This is a genomic window from Nocardiopsis sp. LDBS1602 (genome assembly GCF_035818715.1).
Taxonomy (GTDB): domain Bacteria; phylum Actinomycetota; class Actinomycetes; order Streptosporangiales; family Streptosporangiaceae; genus Nocardiopsis; species Nocardiopsis alba.
Genome location: NZ_JAYLVW010000010.1, coordinates 1 through 17,823 on the forward strand (window position 1 = coordinate 1; position 17,823 = coordinate 17,823).

At 69.0% G+C, this 17,823-nt stretch carries 15 protein-coding genes and 1 rRNA gene; 8 read left to right on the forward strand and 8 right to left on the reverse strand.

From position 1 onward, the window contains the following. Positions 1-109, forward strand: a 5S ribosomal RNA gene (gene rrf, locus U9J66_RS22370); the annotation flags it as partial. Between the two features lie 211 nt (positions 110-320). Here rrf and serB read toward each other — a convergent pair. From serB to U9J66_RS22385, 3 genes are all read right to left on the reverse strand, one after another. Then, entirely contained in the window at positions 321-1,532 is a 1,212-nt protein-coding gene (gene serB / locus U9J66_RS22375) for a phosphoserine phosphatase SerB (RefSeq protein WP_014912366.1), read from the reverse strand. Between the two features lie 101 nt (positions 1,533-1,633). Continuing rightward, complete coding sequence (locus U9J66_RS22380) at positions 1,634-2,293, reverse strand: DUF1707 SHOCT-like domain-containing protein (protein ID WP_014908908.1); 660 nt, start codon at positions 2,291-2,293, stop codon at positions 1,634-1,636. Between the two features lie 211 nt (positions 2,294-2,504). Then, positions 2,505-3,266, reverse strand: coding sequence for a hypothetical protein (locus U9J66_RS22385; protein WP_017532963.1), 762 nt, complete (start codon positions 3,264-3,266; stop codon positions 2,505-2,507). Between the two features lie 55 nt (positions 3,267-3,321). On the opposite strand from U9J66_RS22385, the gene U9J66_RS22390 reads away from it, so the two are divergent. From U9J66_RS22390 to U9J66_RS22400, 3 genes are all read left to right on the forward strand, one after another. Further along, complete coding sequence (locus U9J66_RS22390) at positions 3,322-4,107, forward strand: ABC transporter ATP-binding protein (protein WP_326338617.1); 786 nt, start codon at positions 3,322-3,324, stop codon at positions 4,105-4,107. 323 nt (positions 4,108-4,430) lie between these two features. After that, positions 4,431-5,357, forward strand: coding sequence for an SPFH domain-containing protein (locus U9J66_RS22395; RefSeq protein ID WP_014913130.1), 927 nt, complete (start codon positions 4,431-4,433; stop codon positions 5,355-5,357). Positions 5,358-5,516: 159 nt separating this feature from the next. After that, on the forward strand, positions 5,517-6,275 hold the full coding sequence (locus U9J66_RS22400; protein WP_014911264.1) for a sulfite exporter TauE/SafE family protein: 759 nt from the start codon (positions 5,517-5,519) through the stop codon (positions 6,273-6,275). Between the two features lie 19 nt (positions 6,276-6,294). On the opposite strand, the gene U9J66_RS22405 is transcribed toward U9J66_RS22400, so the two are convergent. The 3 genes from U9J66_RS22405 to U9J66_RS22415 all read right to left on the reverse strand — a co-directional run bounded on the left by U9J66_RS22405 (position 6,295) and on the right by U9J66_RS22415 (position 8,580). After that, on the reverse strand, positions 6,295-6,918 hold the full coding sequence (locus tag U9J66_RS22405) for an HD domain-containing protein (RefSeq protein ID WP_014912646.1): 624 nt from the start codon (positions 6,916-6,918) through the stop codon (positions 6,295-6,297). 199 nt (positions 6,919-7,117) lie between these two features. Next, positions 7,118-7,996 (reverse strand): alpha/beta hydrolase family protein, encoded by an 879-nt coding sequence (locus U9J66_RS22410; RefSeq protein ID WP_161110896.1) that lies wholly within the window; start codon positions 7,994-7,996, stop codon positions 7,118-7,120. After that, positions 7,990-8,580 carry a TetR/AcrR family transcriptional regulator gene (locus U9J66_RS22415; RefSeq protein WP_017532965.1) on the reverse strand — a complete coding sequence of 197 codons (591 nt, stop codon included), beginning with the start codon at positions 8,578-8,580 and terminating at the stop codon, positions 7,990-7,992. Before U9J66_RS22415 ends, U9J66_RS22410 begins: the two co-directional genes overlap by 7 nt. 450 nt (positions 8,581-9,030) lie before the next feature. Here U9J66_RS22415 and U9J66_RS22420 point away from each other — a divergent pair, with 450 nt between their 5' ends. Both U9J66_RS22420 and add read left to right on the forward strand, forming a co-directional pair. Next, on the forward strand, positions 9,031-10,491 hold the full coding sequence (locus tag U9J66_RS22420; RefSeq protein WP_326338618.1) for an aldehyde dehydrogenase (NADP(+)): 1,461 nt from the start codon (positions 9,031-9,033) through the stop codon (positions 10,489-10,491). Positions 10,492-10,636: 145 nt separating this feature from the next. Next, a complete protein-coding gene (add, locus tag U9J66_RS22425; protein ID WP_161110894.1) occupies positions 10,637-11,668 on the forward strand; it encodes an adenosine deaminase in 1,032 nt (343 codons plus the stop codon). Positions 11,669-11,713: 45 nt separating this feature from the next. On the opposite strand, the gene U9J66_RS22430 is transcribed toward add, so the two are convergent. Continuing rightward, positions 11,714-12,886 (reverse strand): DUF418 domain-containing protein, encoded by a 1,173-nt coding sequence (locus tag U9J66_RS22430; protein ID WP_326338619.1) that lies wholly within the window; start codon positions 12,884-12,886, stop codon positions 11,714-11,716. A gap of 282 nt (positions 12,887-13,168) precedes the next feature. Between U9J66_RS22430 and U9J66_RS22435 the strand changes: the two genes are divergently transcribed. Both U9J66_RS22435 and U9J66_RS22440 read left to right on the forward strand, forming a co-directional pair. Beyond that, complete coding sequence (locus tag U9J66_RS22435; RefSeq protein ID WP_042285799.1) at positions 13,169-14,176, forward strand: TetR/AcrR family transcriptional regulator C-terminal domain-containing protein; 1,008 nt, start codon at positions 13,169-13,171, stop codon at positions 14,174-14,176. Between the two features lie 102 nt (positions 14,177-14,278). Further along, positions 14,279-16,261, forward strand: a complete 1,983-nt coding sequence (locus U9J66_RS22440; protein ID WP_326338620.1) for an amino acid transporter — start codon at positions 14,279-14,281, stop codon at positions 16,259-16,261. A gap of 43 nt (positions 16,262-16,304) precedes the next feature. Here the strand turns inward: U9J66_RS22440 and U9J66_RS22445 are convergent, their stop codons facing one another. Then, on the reverse strand, positions 16,305-17,420 hold the full coding sequence (locus U9J66_RS22445) for a CapA family protein (protein ID WP_326338621.1): 1,116 nt from the start codon (positions 17,418-17,420) through the stop codon (positions 16,305-16,307). Positions 17,421-17,823 lie beyond the last annotated feature (403 nt).

Sequence of the window (17,823 nt, forward strand, 5' to 3'; positions counted from 1 at the left end):
GTTATTGCTGGAGGGTCACACCCGGTCTCATTCCGAACCCGGTCGTTAAGTCTCTTTGCGCTGATGGTACTGCCCTGTGGTGGGGTGGGAGAGTAGGTCGCTGCCACGGTTTTTCTTGGAGGAAGGGATGCCCCTGTTGTGGGGGTGTCCCTTTCTTTTTTGTGTGTTGGGGGGTGCCTTGGGGTGCCCCCCTTTTTTTGTGCCCGAAGGTCGATTCGACGGCACCGTGTTCCCCGGATGGACGAAGGCCCCTGGAAGAGGCTGTCCCTCTCCAGAGGCCTGGATGGTCGGTCGGGCTCCCGCCCCTGCCGGGGCGGTTCTCAGCCGTGCAGGTCGGCCGCTTCGATCTCCTCGCGGGTGATGCCCAGGATGAAGGCGATCGTGTCCAGGTAGGGCACGTTCACGGAGGTGTCCGCCTGCTCGCGGACCACCGGTTTGGCGTTGAAGGCCACGCCCAGACCCGCGGTCTGGAGCATGTCCAGGTCGTTGGCCCCATCGCCGATGGCGACGGTCTGGTTCAGTGGGACCCCGGCCTGTTCGGCGAAGTCCCGGAGCGTGATGGCCTTGCCCTTGCGGTCGATGATGGGGCCGACCAGTTCACCGGTCAGGACGCCGTCGACGACCTCCAGGGTGTTGGCCGCGGAGTAGTCCAGCCCGAGACGTTCCACCAGGACGTCGGTGATCTGGGTGAAGCCCCCGCTGACGATCCCGCACTCGTAACCCAGGTGCTTGAGGGTGCGCACGAGGGTGCGGGCTCCCGGCGTCAACCGGATCTCGTCGCGGACCTTCTCGATGGCGGATGCGTCCAGCCCCTTCAGGAGGGCCACCCGTCGGCGGAGGGACTCCTCGAAGTCCAACTCGCCGCGCATGGCCTCCTCGGTGACCTTGGCGACCTCGTCCTCGCAGCCGGCGTGCGCGGCCAGGAGTTCGATGACCTCGCCCTGGATCAGGGTGGAGTCCACGTCCATGATCACCAGGTGCTTGCTACGCCGGTGCAGGCCACCGGCCTGAACGGCGACGTCCACACCCTGGGTGGCGGACTCCATGGCCAGTTCGGCCCGGAGCTGGTCGGCGTTGCCGCCGGAGATCTCCATCTCGACGGAGGTCACCGGGTAGGCGGAGAGTCGTTCGATCCGGTCGATGTTCGCGCCGGAGCGGGCCACGCACGAGGCGATGGCGCCGAGAGCCCCCGGTCGCAGTGGAGAGGCCAGCACGGTGACGTGCAGCCGTTCCTCTCCGGAGGCGTTGACACGCCCGTTGCCGTCCGCGTACTCGACGTCCATCTCGAGGTCGATCGCGGTCTTGTCGAGGGCCGAGCGGACCTCTTCGTAGACCCGCCGGTGACTCACCCCCGGGGCGACCCGTTCGTCCACTTCGAGAACGGCGCCCAGGACGAGGCGACCACCGAGGACGACCTGCTCCAGGTCGACGATGGTCACCGGAAAGACGGAGAGCGTGCTCAGAAGACGTGCGCTGATGCCCGGGCGGTCGTGCCCGGTCATCGTTACCAACAACGTGGATTCATCACTCATGGCATACTCCACGGTACTCGGCCGCGGTGTGCGAATGATGTCGAGGGGGCGGAGTTTGCCCAGCTAGTCCAGCATGTGGACGGTCGATCGGGAGGCGTGGGTCACTTCTCGCGACGGTCCTTGCGCTTCTTCTTCGACTTCTTGGCCTTGACGTCGACCCCGCCCAGCATGCAGGATCCGGTCAGATGTACGACGGGGGCGTTCGGGTCGGTGACCTGGTCCGTTCCGTGCAGATCGGCACCCCCCAGAATCGCCGACGTGTTGTTGATCACCCGGACGCCGTGCGGCACGGTGATGTCGACCCCGCCCATGATCACCGCGAGCTGGATGGTCACCTCGTGGCGGCTCAGCACCGCCTCGCGCAGGTCCAGTTCGACCCCGCCGCAGAGCACCGACACGTTGGTGCGCGGTTCGACCAGCCAGCGGCCACGGCGCTCGGCTCCGCCGAACACCGCCACGAGGTTCTCCGACCCCTTGCTCTGTCCGGCCAGGTCACGGGCGTCACTGCCGAGGATCTCCATGCCGTCGGGACCGTCGGAGCGGTCCGTGCCGCCGTATCCCGGTACGGGTCCGGGGGCGCCGGGCGAGGGCAGATCGGACACGATGGGCGCGAGTTCGCCGATGGTCTTGGCCCGGTAGAGGGTGTCCAGTCGTTCCTCGTGTTCGACGGGGGTGAGGCGCCCCTCGGCCAGGGCCTCCCGGAGCCGTTCGGCAACCTGGTCCCGGTCCGCGTCGGAAGCTCGGATGTGCTCGGGTTGCATGATGACGGCTCTCCTCCTCGGTGGGTCGACCATGAAAGGTCTCACACCCAAGTATCGACGTGGGGGCGTGGTTCGGGATCAGGTGTCGCCCCTGGTTCATCCCGGAGACTCCCCGCGCTCGATACCAGGGTCCCACCCGGTGCCCTCGGGGGCCAGACCCTTCTTCCGGCTCACGAGGGACGCGGGGGCGGGTTGCCGGTCGGGAGCGCTCTCAGGGGAGCGCGATGGCGGCGTGGGCGGCGATGAGGGCGCGACGCACGCTCGCGTCCAGTTCACGTAGGGCGGCGTCTCTCAGGCCCATCTGGTGCGCGCTCACGCCGCGCCCCCGGCCGGGTTCGGCGAGCCGCAGCACGCGGGCCAGTCGTTCGGCCTGGGCGGCGACCCGATGGGCCCGGGGCGGATACCCGTGGGCGAGGGGCGGGGTTCCCATGTCGCCGAGGTCGTCCAGGGCCCGGTGGACGGCCGGCCCGAAGGAGGCGATGTCGTCCACTCCCTGGAGGCGTTCGGCGGTCTCCATGAGGGTGAGTTTCAGTCGACGTTCCGCTTCGGGCAGATCGGGCACTCGGGGTGTGACGTTGTTCGCCGGATATGGGGTCCAGGAGACACCGACATAGGATGAACCACGCCGGTCGGCGGAGGGTACGAGTCCCACCTGTCGGTCGGACAACTGCACCAGTACCCCCTCCTGAGCCTCGATGGCGGCCTGGTTGAGCTCGGCCGGGCCGACCAGGCCGCAAGGGTCACCCCAGGTGGGCAGTGCCAACCGGAACGCGGACAACCCCAGACCACGAAGGCGTACCAGCGCGCCGCGCAGCGGTACGTCGCTGTCGAAGGGCAGGTCTCCCGGGGGTACTGTCCCGATCAGGTTGGGGCCGCCCCTGCGTTCGACGGCGTCGACGGCGTCGTCCAACCCGACGTGTCCCGACAGCCAGGCGTTGCCCCAGGCGACGAGCGGTGCGGACGTTGATTGCATTGCTTCAGGGTAGGGCGGCCCGTGCACCGGCGTGGGACGTGAGCGAAGGAGGATGATGGACGGGCGTGTTCTGGGCCTGAACGGGGTCACGGTACGACGTGGCGGGGGCCACCTGCTGGACGGCGTGGACTGGTCGGTGCTGGAGGGGGAGCGCTGGGTGATCCTGGGCCCCAACGGCGCGGGGAAGACCACTCTGTTGAACGTGGCCTCCAGCCAGACGTATCCCACCGCGGGCGGTGTGGAGATCCTGGGGGAGCGGCTCGGCGGGGTCGACGTGTTCGAGCTGCGTCCGCTGATCGGTTACGCGGGTGCCTCGGTGTCCTCGCGGATCGAGGAGGACACCCCGGTCCTCGATCTGGTCCTCAGCGCCGCCTACGGCTATCTGGGCCGTTTCCGGGAGGAGTACGGCGTCCCCGACTACGGTCGTGCCCGGGCCCTGCTGGGGCACTGGGGCGTCGGCGATCTGGCGGATCGTTCCTTCCACACGCTCTCCGAGGGCGAGCGCAAACGGGTCCTGATCGCACGTGCGCTGATGTCCGATCCGGAGTTGCTGCTCCTCGACGAGCCGGCGGCCGGGTTGGACCTGGGCGGGCGCGAGGACCTGGTGCGCCGGATGGGCAAGCTGGCGATGAGCGATGTGGCTCCGGCGCTGGTGGTGGTCTCTCATCACGTGGAGGAGATCCCCCCGGGCTTCACCCACGGTCTGCTGCTTCGTGAGGGGCGTGTGGTGAAGGCGGGTCCTCTGGGTGAGGTGATGACCGCCGAGCACCTGAGTGAGACTTTCGGGCTTCCGTTGAAGATCGAGCGTGATGGTGATCGTTGGACGGCCCGGGCTATCTGATTCCCCGTTCGTCTCGTGTTCCGCTCCGTGTACCTCTGGTACCGGGGCGGTACTCATGTGACGAAAGTGATTGGGGATGCATTTATGACAGAAAATTATTGTCCGTAAATCCTATTTCCGTCCGGATGTGGTCGACCCGGATGGGTATGGGGTAGCGTCGACGTTCAGTGAGCGGATCGCTCTATTTCGGCGCGCCCGACGCGGATCGCTGGAGCGGGTCCGCTCCCATGCTGCCTGTCACCCCCGTCAGGAGATCCGGAGCCGCCGCAGATGCCGCCACTGAACAACGCCACCCGGTCCGACGCCGGAGGGGGCCGGTAAATATGACCTCCATCATCATCGTCGCACTCTTCGTCGCCGTCCTTCTCATCATTTTCTGGCGCAGCGTGCGTATCGTCCCGCACTCGATGGAGGACGTGGTCGAGCGTTTCGGTAAGTTCCACCGCACGCTCAGCTCCGGTTTCAACATCGTGATCCCCGGGGTCGACCAGGTTCGAGAGCGGATCGACCGCCGTGTCCAGGTGGTCAGCTTCCCGCCGCAGTCGGCCATCACCGAGGACAACCTCGCGGTCGAGGTCGACTCCGCCGTGTATATAAGGGTCGCCGACGCCTACCGGGCCACCTATGAGGTCGCCAACTTCATCCAGGCCGTCGAACAGCTCACCCTGGCCACCCTGCGCAACGTCATCGGTGGCATGAACCTGGAGGGCACGCTCACCTCGCGTGACCAGATCAACCGCGAGCTCAAGTCCGTCCTGGACGAGGCGACGCGGGACTGGGGCATCGAGATCAGCCGTATCGAGCTCAAGGGCATCGAGCCGCCGTCCTCCGTGCAGGAGGCGATGGAGATGCAGATGCGCGCCGATCGGGAGAAGCGCGCGCAGCTCCTCAGCGCCGAGGGCGAGAAGCAGGCCGCGGTGCTGCGGGCCGAGGGTGAGCGTTCCTCCTCCGTGCTGAGGGCCAAGGGTAACGCCGAGGCGCAGATGCTCACCGCCAAGGCGGACGCCGACGCCCAGACCCTGCGGGCCCGTGGTGAGGCCGACGCCATCCACATGGTCTTCAAGGCCCTGCACACCAGCCGGGTCGACCCGGACGTGCTGGCCTACCAGTACCTCCAGAAGCTTCCGGAGATCGCCAAGGGCGACGCCAACAAGGTGTGGATCGTCCCGGCCGAGATGGGCCAGGCCCTTCAGGGCGTGAGCAGCGCCTTCGAACGCATCCAGAGCGAGGTCGTCAGGCTTCCGACCTGACCCGGACGAGAACGTCGAGGGCCCGCCGTGTTCCGCACGGCGGGCCCTCGTGCGTCCGGCTCCGACAACGCGCCCCCGAGCCGATCACCGGATGATCGTGTCTCGTAGGCTGTTCGGGCCCTCGACGGTCGGGGTAGCGGCTGAACGGAAAGCGACGCGATGGAACTCTGGGAGGCCGCGGCCATCCTTCTCGCGGGGATCGCCGCCGGCGGTATCAACGCGATCGCGGGGTCGGGGACCCTGTTCACCTTTCCCGTGCTGCTGGCGCTCGGCTATCCGCCCATCACCGCGACCGTCTCCAACAGCATCGGCCTCGCTCCCGGTTCGCTCAGCGGGACCATCGCCTATCGGCGGGAGCTGGTCGGACAGCGTTCCCGGCTGATCCGGTTCGGCGGCATGTCCTTCATCGGCGCGATCACCGGCGCGATGTTGCTCATCTATCTGCCGCCGGGGGTCTTCGAGGCGGTGGTGCCGTTCATGATCGGCGCCGCCTGTGTCCTGATCGTGCTCCAACCCCGGATCACCAGGTGGGCCAGGTCGCGTAGGCCCGCCTCCAAGGACGGCGGCCCCTGGATGCCGGTGGGCGCCTATGTCACGGGCACCTACGGCGGGTACTTCGCCGCCGCGCAGGGGATCCTGCTGATCAGTCTCCTGGGCGCGACCCTGGACGAGGATCTCCAGCGGCTCAACGCCCTGAAGAACGCGCTCACCACCATCGCCAACAGCACGGCCGCCGTGTTCTACATCGTGCTGGCCTCGCCCGCGTGGGCGGTGGTCGGGTTGATCATGGCCGGGACGATCATCGGGGGTTACCTGGGCGCCCACTTCGGGCGCAGGCTCAGCCCCACGGCGTTGCGGGTGTGCCTGGTGCTGGTGGGGCTGACCGCCGCGATCCAGCTCCTCATGGGTCGGGTCTGACCGAGGTCCGCCGCCGGGTTCAGGCGCCGAGGTAGCCGCGTCGGGTGGCGTCGTCGATCAAGGCGGTCGCGTACGCGCCGAGCGCCTCGGAGCCCTCCGTGATGAGCTTCACCTTCGCCATGACCTCGGCGCGGGTGATCCCGAAGCGCACCCAGGTGCCTCCCTCGTTGTGCCAGTTGGCGAGCATGGGGGAGAGGCGGTCGATCGCCCGGGCGAAGCGTGCCTCGGGGGTGGTCCTGGCCTCGAACTCGTCCCACAGTTCGCGGGCGCGCAGGGCCTGGTCCTCGGGGAGCAGCGGGAAGAGTCGGTCGGCGGCGGCGCGCTCGCGCTCGGCCTGGGACTCGGAGTCGCGCTGGTCGTAGACGAAGGTGTCGCCGGCGTCGATCTCCACGATGTCGTGGATGAGGAGCATCTCGGTGACGCGTTCGATGTCGGTGCCCTCGGGCGCGTACTCGGCGAAGGTACGGGCGGAGAGGGCCAGATGCCAGGAGTGTTCGGCGGAGTTCTCCCGGCGGGAGCCGTCCACCAGCAGGTTCTGCCGTAGGACGCGCTTGAGTTTGTCCACTTCCAGGATGAAGCGCAGTTGCGCGTTCAACCGTTCGTTGTCGACCCCGCTGGCAAAGACCGGTGCCGGTTCCGTCACGTGGTTCGCCCTCCTGAAGGATGAACGGATCAGGTGGGACCGCTGGGCGCGGTCGCCACTGGATGATCCCATGGAACACGCGCCGCCTGTCGCGTCGGCGACCGGCGACCGACCTGAGAGAGAAGGCGGCGAGGTCCCTTGGGTGAACGCGCGGTGACCCCGGCTCTTCCGGGTTCGCCCGGACACCGAGGGGGAGCGCTCATCCTCCGGGGTCCGTGCGGACCTGGGAGGAAACGGTCAGGTTCCTATGGAACCATTCTGTCAGCGCCCGGTCGGTGAGGACCCCCGCCGGAGTGATCGGTCCGGGTTCGAGGCCCGGTTCGGGGCCGATCGAATGCGCCAGGTCCGGTACGACGATGTGACGGAGCGCATGTTCTCCGTCCTGATGGGCGAGCCGATCGTGGAGGGCCCGGCCCGAACGGGGCGGGGCGACCTCGTCCCGGCCGCCGTTGATCACGAGCAGGGGCGTGGAGCCCGGGGAGAGCTCCTCGGCCCGTGCGATCAGGTGCAGCCGTTCGTGGGCGCCCCGGGCCCGCGGTGTCCATGGGTAGGGGACACCGGTGCGTCGTTCGCGTGCGGCCATCAAGAGGGCCGGATCGACGATCGGGTTGATCACGGCGGCGGCGCCCACCGGCATCCGTCTCTCGGCCAGGGCGAGAAGGACCGCGGTGGCTCCGGCGCCCACGCCGACCAGGCCTGTGGGGGCGTCGGTCACGGGAAGGGCGGACCGGAGCTCTTTCTCGACCTCGCTCAGTTCGGCGGCGGCCCGCTCGACCACGGGGCCGAAGAGTTCGGTGAGGTAGTCGCGTTCACCGAGCCCGTTGACCTCGGCCACGCCGCCGGGGGGCAGGCGTGCTCCGAACAGGGGCAGACCCAGGTAGACCCGCCAGGCCGGTAACGAGGCCATGGGGACCGTCCCGGCGAGGGCGGCCTCGCTCCGGGGCGGTTCGAAGGCGTGCAGTCCGATGACGAGGGGCGCCGGGGCCTCGGTGGGGGCGGCCGGGGGCAGGACGAGGTAGGGGACGCCCGCGGCGGTGCCGGTGCGGGGCGCCGCGAGGGTTCTCGCCTGGTCTACCACGGATGGTCGCTCCCCTCCTGCTCGGAGAACTGGGACAGGTAGCCGCTGACCAGGCGCTTGGCCTCGTGGATCAGGTCGGGGTCCCCTTCGGGGTTGCCGCGGAAGGCCAGTTTGAGGACGGCGTCGGCGGCCTCCACGGAGACGTGGATGGCGCGGTCGAGTCCCTCGTCGTCCGAGATCTCCGCGGAGGAGACGATGATCTTGCGCAGTCGCTCCGAGATGACCCGGTTGTTGTCGCTGCCTCCGTTGAGCAGCCGTTGGTCGACGATGTCGCCGAAGTGCAGGCTGCGAAAGCCCGGGACGTTCCGGTGCATGTCGATGTACTCGTCGATGATCGCGTCGACGGCGACGGTCCAGTGGGTGAAGGAGACGTCGGCGAGGCGTTCGGTGACCCTGGTGCCGAACTGGTCGAGAAAGCGCAGGCCCAAGGCCTGGGTGATCGCCTTCTTGTCCGGGAAGAACTGGTAGACGGAACCGATGGCCACGCCGGCCCGTTCCGCGATCCGCGTGGTGGACAGGTTGTCGTAGCCGACCTCGTCGAGGAGTTCGGCGCAGCAGTCGAGCATGCGCTGCACGCGGACCATGCTGCGTTGCTGTGCCGGCAGCCTGCGTAGAGGGGCTTGCGCGAACGCGAGATCGTCGTGGGCGACTCTGTCTGGTCCACGGCTCTCGCGCCGTGTGGAGGTCCCCTTCTCCGACTCGGGGGACCGTCGCGCGCGGGGGGGTGCTGAGCTTCGGGAATTCGTCGTCACACCACCTATGATGCCTTTCCGGAATCACCTGGTTCCGGGAAATTCGAGTTTCGTTCGAGCGGCCTCCGGAAAGCGTGGTCGTCTTCTCTCTTGGTCGGTGTTCGTGCAGGTGAAACCGGTTGGAGAGGTATCCACCGCCCTCTTTTGTCGGGTTTCTCCAGGGCGTCGCGGTGTGTGACCGCATCGTCGCTCACCGAACGTTCGCCCCCGTGCGCTTCTTCGATGCCCGTGGCATCGTGGTGCCGTACCGCGTCGTCGTACCCACCCCCTGGAGGTTCCGGCATGACCGATGAGACGTCCGAGACGACGATGGAGGAACTCGACTCCGTCCTGCGGCGCGCGGCCGAGGCGGCGCCGCTCCTCGCGTCGACCACACCCGCCGACCGGGCCCGGATGTTGCGTTCGGTGGCCGACGCCTTGGACGGTGCGGCCGATCGGCTGGTCCCCGTGGCCATGGCCGAGGCGCACTATCCCGAGACACGTTGTCGGAGCGAGCTGGGCCGCACCACCTTCCAGCTGCGCCTGTTCGCCGACGTGCTGGAGGACGGCGGGTACCTGGAGGTCATGGTCGATCCGGCCGATCCGGAGTGGGGGACGCCCCGCCCCGACGTGCGCCGGTTGCTCGTGCCCCTGGGCCCCGTGGTGGTGTTCGGGGCGAGCAACTTCCCCTTCGCCTTCTCCACCGCCGGGGGCGACAGCGCCTCCGCCCTGGCGGCCGGCTGTCCCGTCGTGGTCAAGGCCCACCCCGGCCATCCGGAACTGGCCCGGCTCACCACGGACATCGTCGTGGAGGCCCTCGCCGAGGCGGGGGCACCCGAGGGTGTGTTCGCCCTGGTGAGCGGGTTCGAGGCGGGGCGCGCCGCGGTGCTCCACCCGAATACGCGCGCGGTCGGCTTCACCGGTTCCATCCCCGGCGGCCGTGCCCTGTACGATCTGGCGGTCTCGCGCCCCGATCCGATCCCGTTCTACGGGGAGCTCGGCAGCGTCAACCCCGTCTTCGTGACCCGGGCGGCGATGGCCGGGCGCGGTGCGCGGATCCTGGAGGAGTACGCCGCTTCGGCCACGTCGGGGTCGGGTCAGTTCTGTACCAAGCCGGGGGTCGTCTTCCTGCCGGAGGGGGCCGAGACGGAGTCCCTGGTGGCCGACTTCGAGGCGCGCGCGGCGGCTCCGCTGCTCAACGACCGGGTGGCCGACGGGTTCGCCCGAGGGTTGGACGCGTTGGCCGCCCATCCCGCCACGAAGGTCCTGGTCCAGGGCGTGCGGACCGAGGAGGGGTGGACGCCGAGCCTGTTGAGCACGGACCTGGACTCCCTGTTGGAGCACTCCGAGGAGTTGCTGAACGAGTGTTTCGGCCCGGCCACGCTCGTGGTCTCCTACCCGGACGAGCGGCGTCTTCTGGAGGTGGGCGGTGTCCTGCACGGCCAGTTGACGGTGACCGTCCATGGCGAGGAGGACGATCCGATGGCCCCGGCGCTGTTGGCCTTGGGCGCCTCGGTGGCGGGTCGGGTGATCTGGAACGGTTGGCCGACCGGGGTGGCGGTCACGCACGCGATGACCCACGGAGGCCCCTATCCGGCGACGACGGCCTCGACCCACACCTCGGTGGGCTCGACCGCGATCCGTCGGTTCCTGCGTCCGGTCACCTACCAGGCGGTGCCGGAGGCCCTGCTGCCGGCCGAGTTGCGGGACGCCAATCCGCTCGGCGTGCCCCGGAGGGTGAACGGGGGGACCCCATCGGCCTGAAGGCGCGCCGGCGGTCCGGTTCGTCCGGACCGCCGGCCCGGCGGTCCTGCTCCCTCACCGCCGTGGTGGGGGCTTTCTGACGGATCGGCGTGAGGTCGGGCCGCGAAGGGTCGGGAATCGGTCTCCGCGTGCGTACGCTCACGCCATGAACAGCCACGCGACCGCCCATGACATCGAATCGTTCGTCCGCGAACTGCCCAAGGTGGAGCTCCACGTCCACCTGGAGGGCTCGATGCCCGCCGAGACCCTCTTCGAACTGGCCGCGCGCCACGAGGTCACCGAACTGCCGGACACACTGGAGAAACTCAGGGAGTGGTACGCCTTCACCGACTTCCCGCACTTCGTGGAGGTGTACCTGGCCTCGGTGCGCACTCTGCGGGAGGAGGCGGACTTCTCCCTGTTGGCCTCGGTCGTCGCCGAGCGCCTGGCGGCGCAGAACGTCCGCTACGCCGAGGTCCACGTCAGTCTGTACACCCACTTGATGCGCGGGGTCCCGGCCAAGGTCGTCTTCGACGGGATCGAGCAGGCCAGGATCAGGGCCGAGCGTGAGCACGGGATCCGGCTGCGCTGGATCCCCGACTTCCCCTCCGACTTCGGGCCGGAGGCGGCCGAGGCGACGGTGGAGGCCGTACTGCGGGACGGTCCGCCGAGCGTGGTGGGTTTCGGGGTGGGCGGGATCGAGTCCCCGATGGAGCCCTACACCGAGGTGTTCGCGCGGGCCCGGGCGGCGGGTCTGGCGAGTCTGCCGCACGCCGGGGAGCACGGTGGGCCGGTACGGGTCCGTGAGGCTCTGGACCTGCTGCGCGCCGAGCGGATCGGGCACGGGATCGACAGCATGAGGGATCCGGAGCTGGTGGCCCGCCTCGTCGATGAGCGGATCCCGGTGGACGTCAGTCCCACCTCCAACCTCCGGACCCGGGCGGTGGAGCGGATCGAGGATCATCCCCTGCCCGCGATGCTCGACGCGGGGCTGGCGGTGACGCTCAACAGTGACGACCCGACGATGTTCGGCAGCGACCTGACCGGCGAGTACCTGCTCGCCCACGATCTTGTGGGCGCCGAGGGGCTGGTGCGGCTGCTCCGTAACGGGGTCGAGGCCTCCTATCTCGGAACGGCCCATCGACACGCCCTCCAGACCGAGATCGACGGGGTGGTCGAGCGGCACGGGGTGGCCTGAGCGGCTCCGGGCCCGGGGGTCTGGTCTCCCGGGCCCGGGAGACCCCTATCGGGTGGGGCCGTAGGTGAGCCGGCGCAGGGCGGTCTCGGCCGGTCCGCGTCGGTCGCCACGACGCATGAGGTCGGCCAGTAGCACGGTGGCCCCCCATACGGCCACGGCGATGGCGACGCCGAGGGCGGAGGAGGTGAGCTGCACGTGGAGCGCGTAGGAGGAGAACAGCACCGCCCACACCACCGACTGCGCCAGGTAGAAGGTCATGGAGCGTTGCCCCAGGGCGGACAGGGCGTCGGTCACCCGCCCTCGCCGGTCGTTCAGGTGGACCGCGATCAGGGCGATGAGCGCCGCGTAGCCCAGACCTCCGGCGTAACCGGTCACCTGGTGCAGCGGGGTGATGAGGAGGAGGTCCAGTGGTGTGGCGTCGGTCCACACGCCGGTCTTGGTCAGTGCCAGGGGGACCCCGCCCAGGACGGCCAGGGGGATGCCGACGAAGGCGGTGGCGCGCAGTAGGCGCAGGTGTTCACGAGGCTTCTCCAGGACCCGGTGCCGGGCCGCGAGGACCCCGACCAGGAACGGCACGACGGTGCTGAGGAACATCAGCACGATGAGGAACGGGTAGAAGGACAGGCGGAAGAGGAGCTCGTCCACGAACCCGTCGGGCATCAGGGGCGTCCCCTGGCCGTTCATGGCCTCGTCGGCGGCGAGCAGGGCGTGGGCGGCCGCGGCCAAGGGCAGCCAGAGCGACGCCAGGATCACCAGGGTCCGGTCGCGGAGACGCAGCACCCCGACGAAGAGCAGGGCCACGATGCCGTAGACGGCCAGGATGTCCCCGAAGAAGAGCAGCGCGGCGTGGGCGATCCCGAAGACGATCAGCCAGAGGCCGCGTCGACGTAGGAGGGCCCGGGTCGGACGCCACTCGTGTCCCTGATCGGTCCGACGGCGGTGGATCTGGGCGAGGCCGTAGCCGAACAGCGCCGCGAACATCGGGTACGCGCGCAGGTCCACGAACACGATGGTGCCGCCGGTGGCGATCCGGTCGAGGACGGTGGGGGCGGTCTCGTCGCCGCCGATGAACACGGTGAACAGGTGCGCGTGGGCGAGCGCGATGAGCAGGAGCATGATCCCGCGCGCCAGGTCCGGAGCGAGCGATCGGTCGGCCGCGGGGAGCGGGCGGTTCGTGGTGTCCGGTGCGCGGGGCACGGACGCGGACGTCTGGGACATGGCGGACTCCGGACGATCGTGGGTGAGGGGGTGGAACGGTGTACGCGATCAGGGTCGATGAACGCGGTGCCAGGGGGTGGTGCGCCTCGTGCGTACACAATAAACAAGAAACTCCCTCCATGAAAATCCTCTGTAAATCGGGAATAACATCGCAAGTGCACTAGTGCTCTCTGGGGAGGCCCAGGTGCGGAGCGGGGAGGGTGCGCATGTGTCGCGACGCTCTTCAAGGGGTGGTGCACTAGTACACTTGAGGTTCTCGTCGTGTGATCCGAGAGGAGGACGATGAACGAGGACACGGAATCGGGACTCGCGCCCTACGCGCGGATCGTCGCCGATATCCGCTCGTGTATCGACACGGGGGAGCTGCGACCGGGGGACCGGGTGCCCTCGACCAGGGAGATCACCCGACGATGGGGGGTCGCCATGGCCACCGCCACCAAGGCGCTCACCGTCCTGCGTCGAGAGGGGCGGGTCGAGGCCGTGCGCGGAGTGGGGACGGTCGTTCGAAGAGCACCCACGACGGACCCCGTGCCCGCCGACCCCGCCGGACCCGTGGCCGAGACGTCCGAAGACGGAGGATCGAGGGGACGATCGCGTACCACCCCGGGCGCGGAACGTCGGCCCCACCCCGAACCGCACCTGACCCGCGAGGGCATCGTGCGGGCCGCCATCGCCATCGCCGACGACGAGGGCATCGAAGGCCTGTCCATGCGTCGGGTCTCGACCGAGCTGCGGGTCAGCACCATGGCCCTGTACCGGCACGTCGCGAGCAAGGGAGAACTGCTGACGGAGATGGTCGACCATCTCTACACGGTCGACGCTCTTCCCGAGCCCCCGCCCGATGATTGGCGGCGAGCGCTCGAGGTGGCCCTGCTCGGCGAGTGGGAGATCTACCGCAGACATCCCTGGGCGGCGCGGCTGACCGTGATGGCGGGCGGTGTCGTCTCTCCCGGGCTCATGAGGAACGCCGAGTGGATGATGAGGGTGATCGTCGCTCAGGGCAACACGCCCGACGAGGCCTTGGAGATCCTCACCATCGTGTCCGCCTACACCTCCGGCATGGCCTTGCAGGCCACCCGGGTGGCCTTGGAGGAACACGAGATCGGCATGGACGCCGCGCAGTGGTGGTGTCACCGGGGGCCGGATCTTCATCGACTCGCCGATCAGGGCGCCTATCCCACCATGTTCGGTGTGTCCGGCCCACCCGACGTCGACGGGATGTTCGAGCCCGGAATGCGAAGGCTCCTCGACGGGATCGCGCCCCTGATGGAGAGGACCGGGACGCTCTGAGGTCCTCCCGGTCGCTCCGGAAGGACCGACACGCCCACGACCTGCCCTCCTTCGACCGTTCGGCCACGCAGACTTGGGCGAGGACGTTCGGTCGGGGGAGACGTGTTGAAGCAGGACGCCGCGCGGGACGGTTACCACTGGGAGGTCCCCTGCCGGGGGCGCAGGCTCGGACGGTGGTCGGCCCCGGTGGCCCGGTGGATGACGGCGCACCAGGTCGACGACGTGGGCGGCGCGGGCTCCCGCCCGCGGGCGGAGCGACAGCACGCCTGGTGGAAGGTCATGTGCCTGACCGGGGTGGACTACTTCTCCACGCTGAGCTACCTCCCCAGCATCGCCCTCCTCACGGCCGGAGCCCTCTCCCCGATCGCCACCCTGCTGATCGTGTTGCTGACGCTGTTCGGCATGTTGCCGATCTATCGGCGTGTGGCCGAGCGCAGCCCGCACGGTCAGGGGTCGGTGGCGATGCTGGCGCACCTGTTGCCGGAGTGGCGGGGCAAGTTCCTGGTCCTGTGTCTGCTCGGGTTCGTGGCGACCTCCTGGATCATCACCATCACCCTGTCCACGGCCGACGCCACCGCCCACCTGGCGGCCAACCCCTACACGCCCGCGATGATGGCCGAGCACCCGGTGCCGGTCACCCTGGTTCTCCTCGCCCTGCTGGGGGCGGTGTTCCTGGCGGGGTTCAAGGAGGCCGTGAGGTTGGCGATCCCTCTGGTCGTGCTGTTCCTCGCGTTGAACCTGGTGGTCGTGGTGGCGGCGTTGGGTCACATCGCCGCCGACCCGCGGCTCCTGTCCCAGTGGGAGGGCGGCCTGTTGGACGGCGGTCTCTGGTCGACCACCACCGTCGTGCTGCTCGCCTTCCCGCTTCTGGTCCTGGGGCTGTCCGGGTTCGAGACCGGCGTGAGCATGATGCCTCTGGTGCGCGCGGAGGGGGAGACCGCCGAGGAGCGGCTACGGGCGCGGATCGCGAGCACCCGCAGGCTCCTCACCACCGCGGCGGTGATCATGAGCGTCTACCTGCTGGCGACGACCTTCGTCAGCGGGGTACTGGTCCCCCGCCAGGACGTGGTGGCCGGCGGCCCGGCGGCCGACCGCGTCATGGCCTACCTGGCGCACGACCTGCTCGGACAGGGGTTCGGTACCGTCTACGACGTCTCCACGATCCTCATCCTCTGGTTCGCGGGCGCCTCGGCGATGGCCGGACTCATCAACATCGTGCCGCGCTACCTGCCCCACTACGGGATGGCCCCGGCCTGGGGGACCGCCGTCCGACCGGTGGTCCTGGTCTACACGGCCCTGACGATGGTGATCACGATCGTCTTCGGCGCCGGGGTGGACGCCCAGTCCGGCGCCTACGCGACCGGCATCCTGGCGATGCTGGTGACCGCGGCCGTGGCGGTGACCGTCATCGTGCACCGCAAGAGGGCGAGGTGGGCCACGCTCGGGTTCGCGGTCCTGACCTTCGTGTTCGGGTTCGCGCTGGTGGACAACATCGTCACCAGGCCGGACGGGTTGGCCATCGCCCTGCTGTTCGTGGTGGCGATCATCGCGGTCTCCCTGATCTCCCGGGCTCTGCGCAGCACCGAACTGCGCGCGCACTCGGTGGATCTGGACGCGACCGCCCTGCAGTTCGTCCGTGAGGCCGCGCGTCACGGACGCCTCTTCCTCTTCGCGAATCGGCCGCGTTCGGGCGAGGCGGACGAGTACGCGGCCACCGAGGCCGAGCAGCGCCGACTCAACCCGGTGTCGCTGCGTGTGCCGCCCCTGTTCGTCGAGGTACGGGTCCACCACCCCTCGGACTTCGAGGGGACGCTCGGTGTGAGCGGTACCTGGGTCCACGGGCATCGTGTGCTGAGGGTGAGCAGCCCGGCGGTCCCCAACGCCCTGGCGGCCGTCCTGCTGTGCCTGCGCGACGCCACCGGCACGATCCCGCACTGTTACTTCGCCTGGTCCGAACGGTCGCCGGTGCGGGCCTTCTTCCGCTTCCTGATGCTGGGCAACGGAGGCACCGCCGGGTTCACCCGGGAGATCCTTCGGGAGAACGAGCCCGACGCCGAACGCAGGCCCGTGGTGCACGTCAGTTGAACGGGCGGGCCCGGGACGAGCCGTCCCGGGCCCGCCCGTCGTGTCAGACGGGGGAGTCGCTCAGGGGCAGGTCGCACTGGACGCGCATATCGGTCCAGGTCCGTTCGGCCCGTTCGGCGTCGACCCCCTCGTAGGGGATCGGGACACCCTCCTGGATCCGGGCGGGGGTCCAGTCGGACTCCAGGACCCGGCCCTCGTGGAAGGTCAGTGTGAGCACGCCGGTCTCGGCGGTCGGGCCGCTGAAGTTGTAGAACACGAAATTGCTCAGGCCGTAGTGGGCGTATCCCTCCCCCTGGAACCCTCCCGGGGAGAGCACGTGGGCATGACCGCCGACGACGGCGGCGGCCCCCGCCTCGAAGAGCTCGTCGGCCAGTGAGGGGGCGTGCGGAAGCGGGCAGTGCGCGCCCTCCAACCCCCAGTGCAGGAAGACCACAACGTTGTCGTGCTCGTCGGCGGCCTCGGAGACCGCCTCCAGCATCCGCTCCCTCATCTCGCCCTTGGTGGAGGCCAGCCCCGGTGAGCCCTCTCCCGCGGTCCACTCGGGGATGAGGTGGTCGTCCATGACGTCCGTGGCGCCGAACAGGGCGACGGTCTGTCCGTTCACCTCGGCGACGTGCGGTGTGTAGGCCTCGTCGATGTCACGGCCGGCGCCCACCAGGGCGACCGGAGACCCGTCCCCGTGGTCGAGGGTGTCGAGCAGGCCCGACTCTCCGTAGTCCATGCCGTGGTTGTTGGCGACGGTGGCCACGTCCACGCCGGCGGCGTCCAGGGCCTCCAACGCGCTCGACGGCGCGCGGAAGACGAACTCCTTACCGGGTACGGGGACCCCGCCCTCGGTGACGGCGGTCTCCAGGTTGACCATGGCCAGGTCGGCCGCCGAGAGGTGTTCGGAGACGGGGCCGAGCGCGGTCGCGGGGTCGGCGAGACGGGGGCGGAGGATGCCCTCGAACATCACGTCCCCGCCGAAGGCGATGGTGAAGGGCTCTGTGGCGGGTTCGTGGGAGGACTGTGGGGCCGCGGTGGCCTCCTCTTCGTCGACGGAGCCCCGTTCGAGTGGTTCGGGGGTCTCGTTCGTCGAGCAGGCGGCGGCGAGGACCAGGGCCGAGAGAGCGGCGCTCATGGTGAGGAGCCGGCGCGGTCGTGGCTGTTCGAGGTTCATGCGTGCTCCAAGAGGGGGACGGAGGGCATGGCCGTCGGTGGAGCACGCGGCCGTGGAGCCCGGTCGTCCGTGGGGTCGGATGCCTGCGGTGATCTTCGGCCCCGTCGTCGCCTCGTGTCCCGGGTGCCGGAGACGGTCGGACTCTCCTCTCGGGGCAGGGGAAAGTGTCGGGAGCGGACAGGTCCAACGTCAGGATAAACGCTTCTGACCAGCGAATTCATTGTTCTTTCCGTGGTGTTCCGGGGTTCTGGTGGGCAAAGGTTCGGAGGGGGCCCTTGTGCCATGAAGAGGCGAATCGGTCAATTTTCTCTCTTCGGACTTCTGTCTTTTTCAAGACGATTATGGACGCAAGGAATGAGGCGCTCTCCTGGGGTGGGGAAAACGAATCTACGAAGTCCTTTCG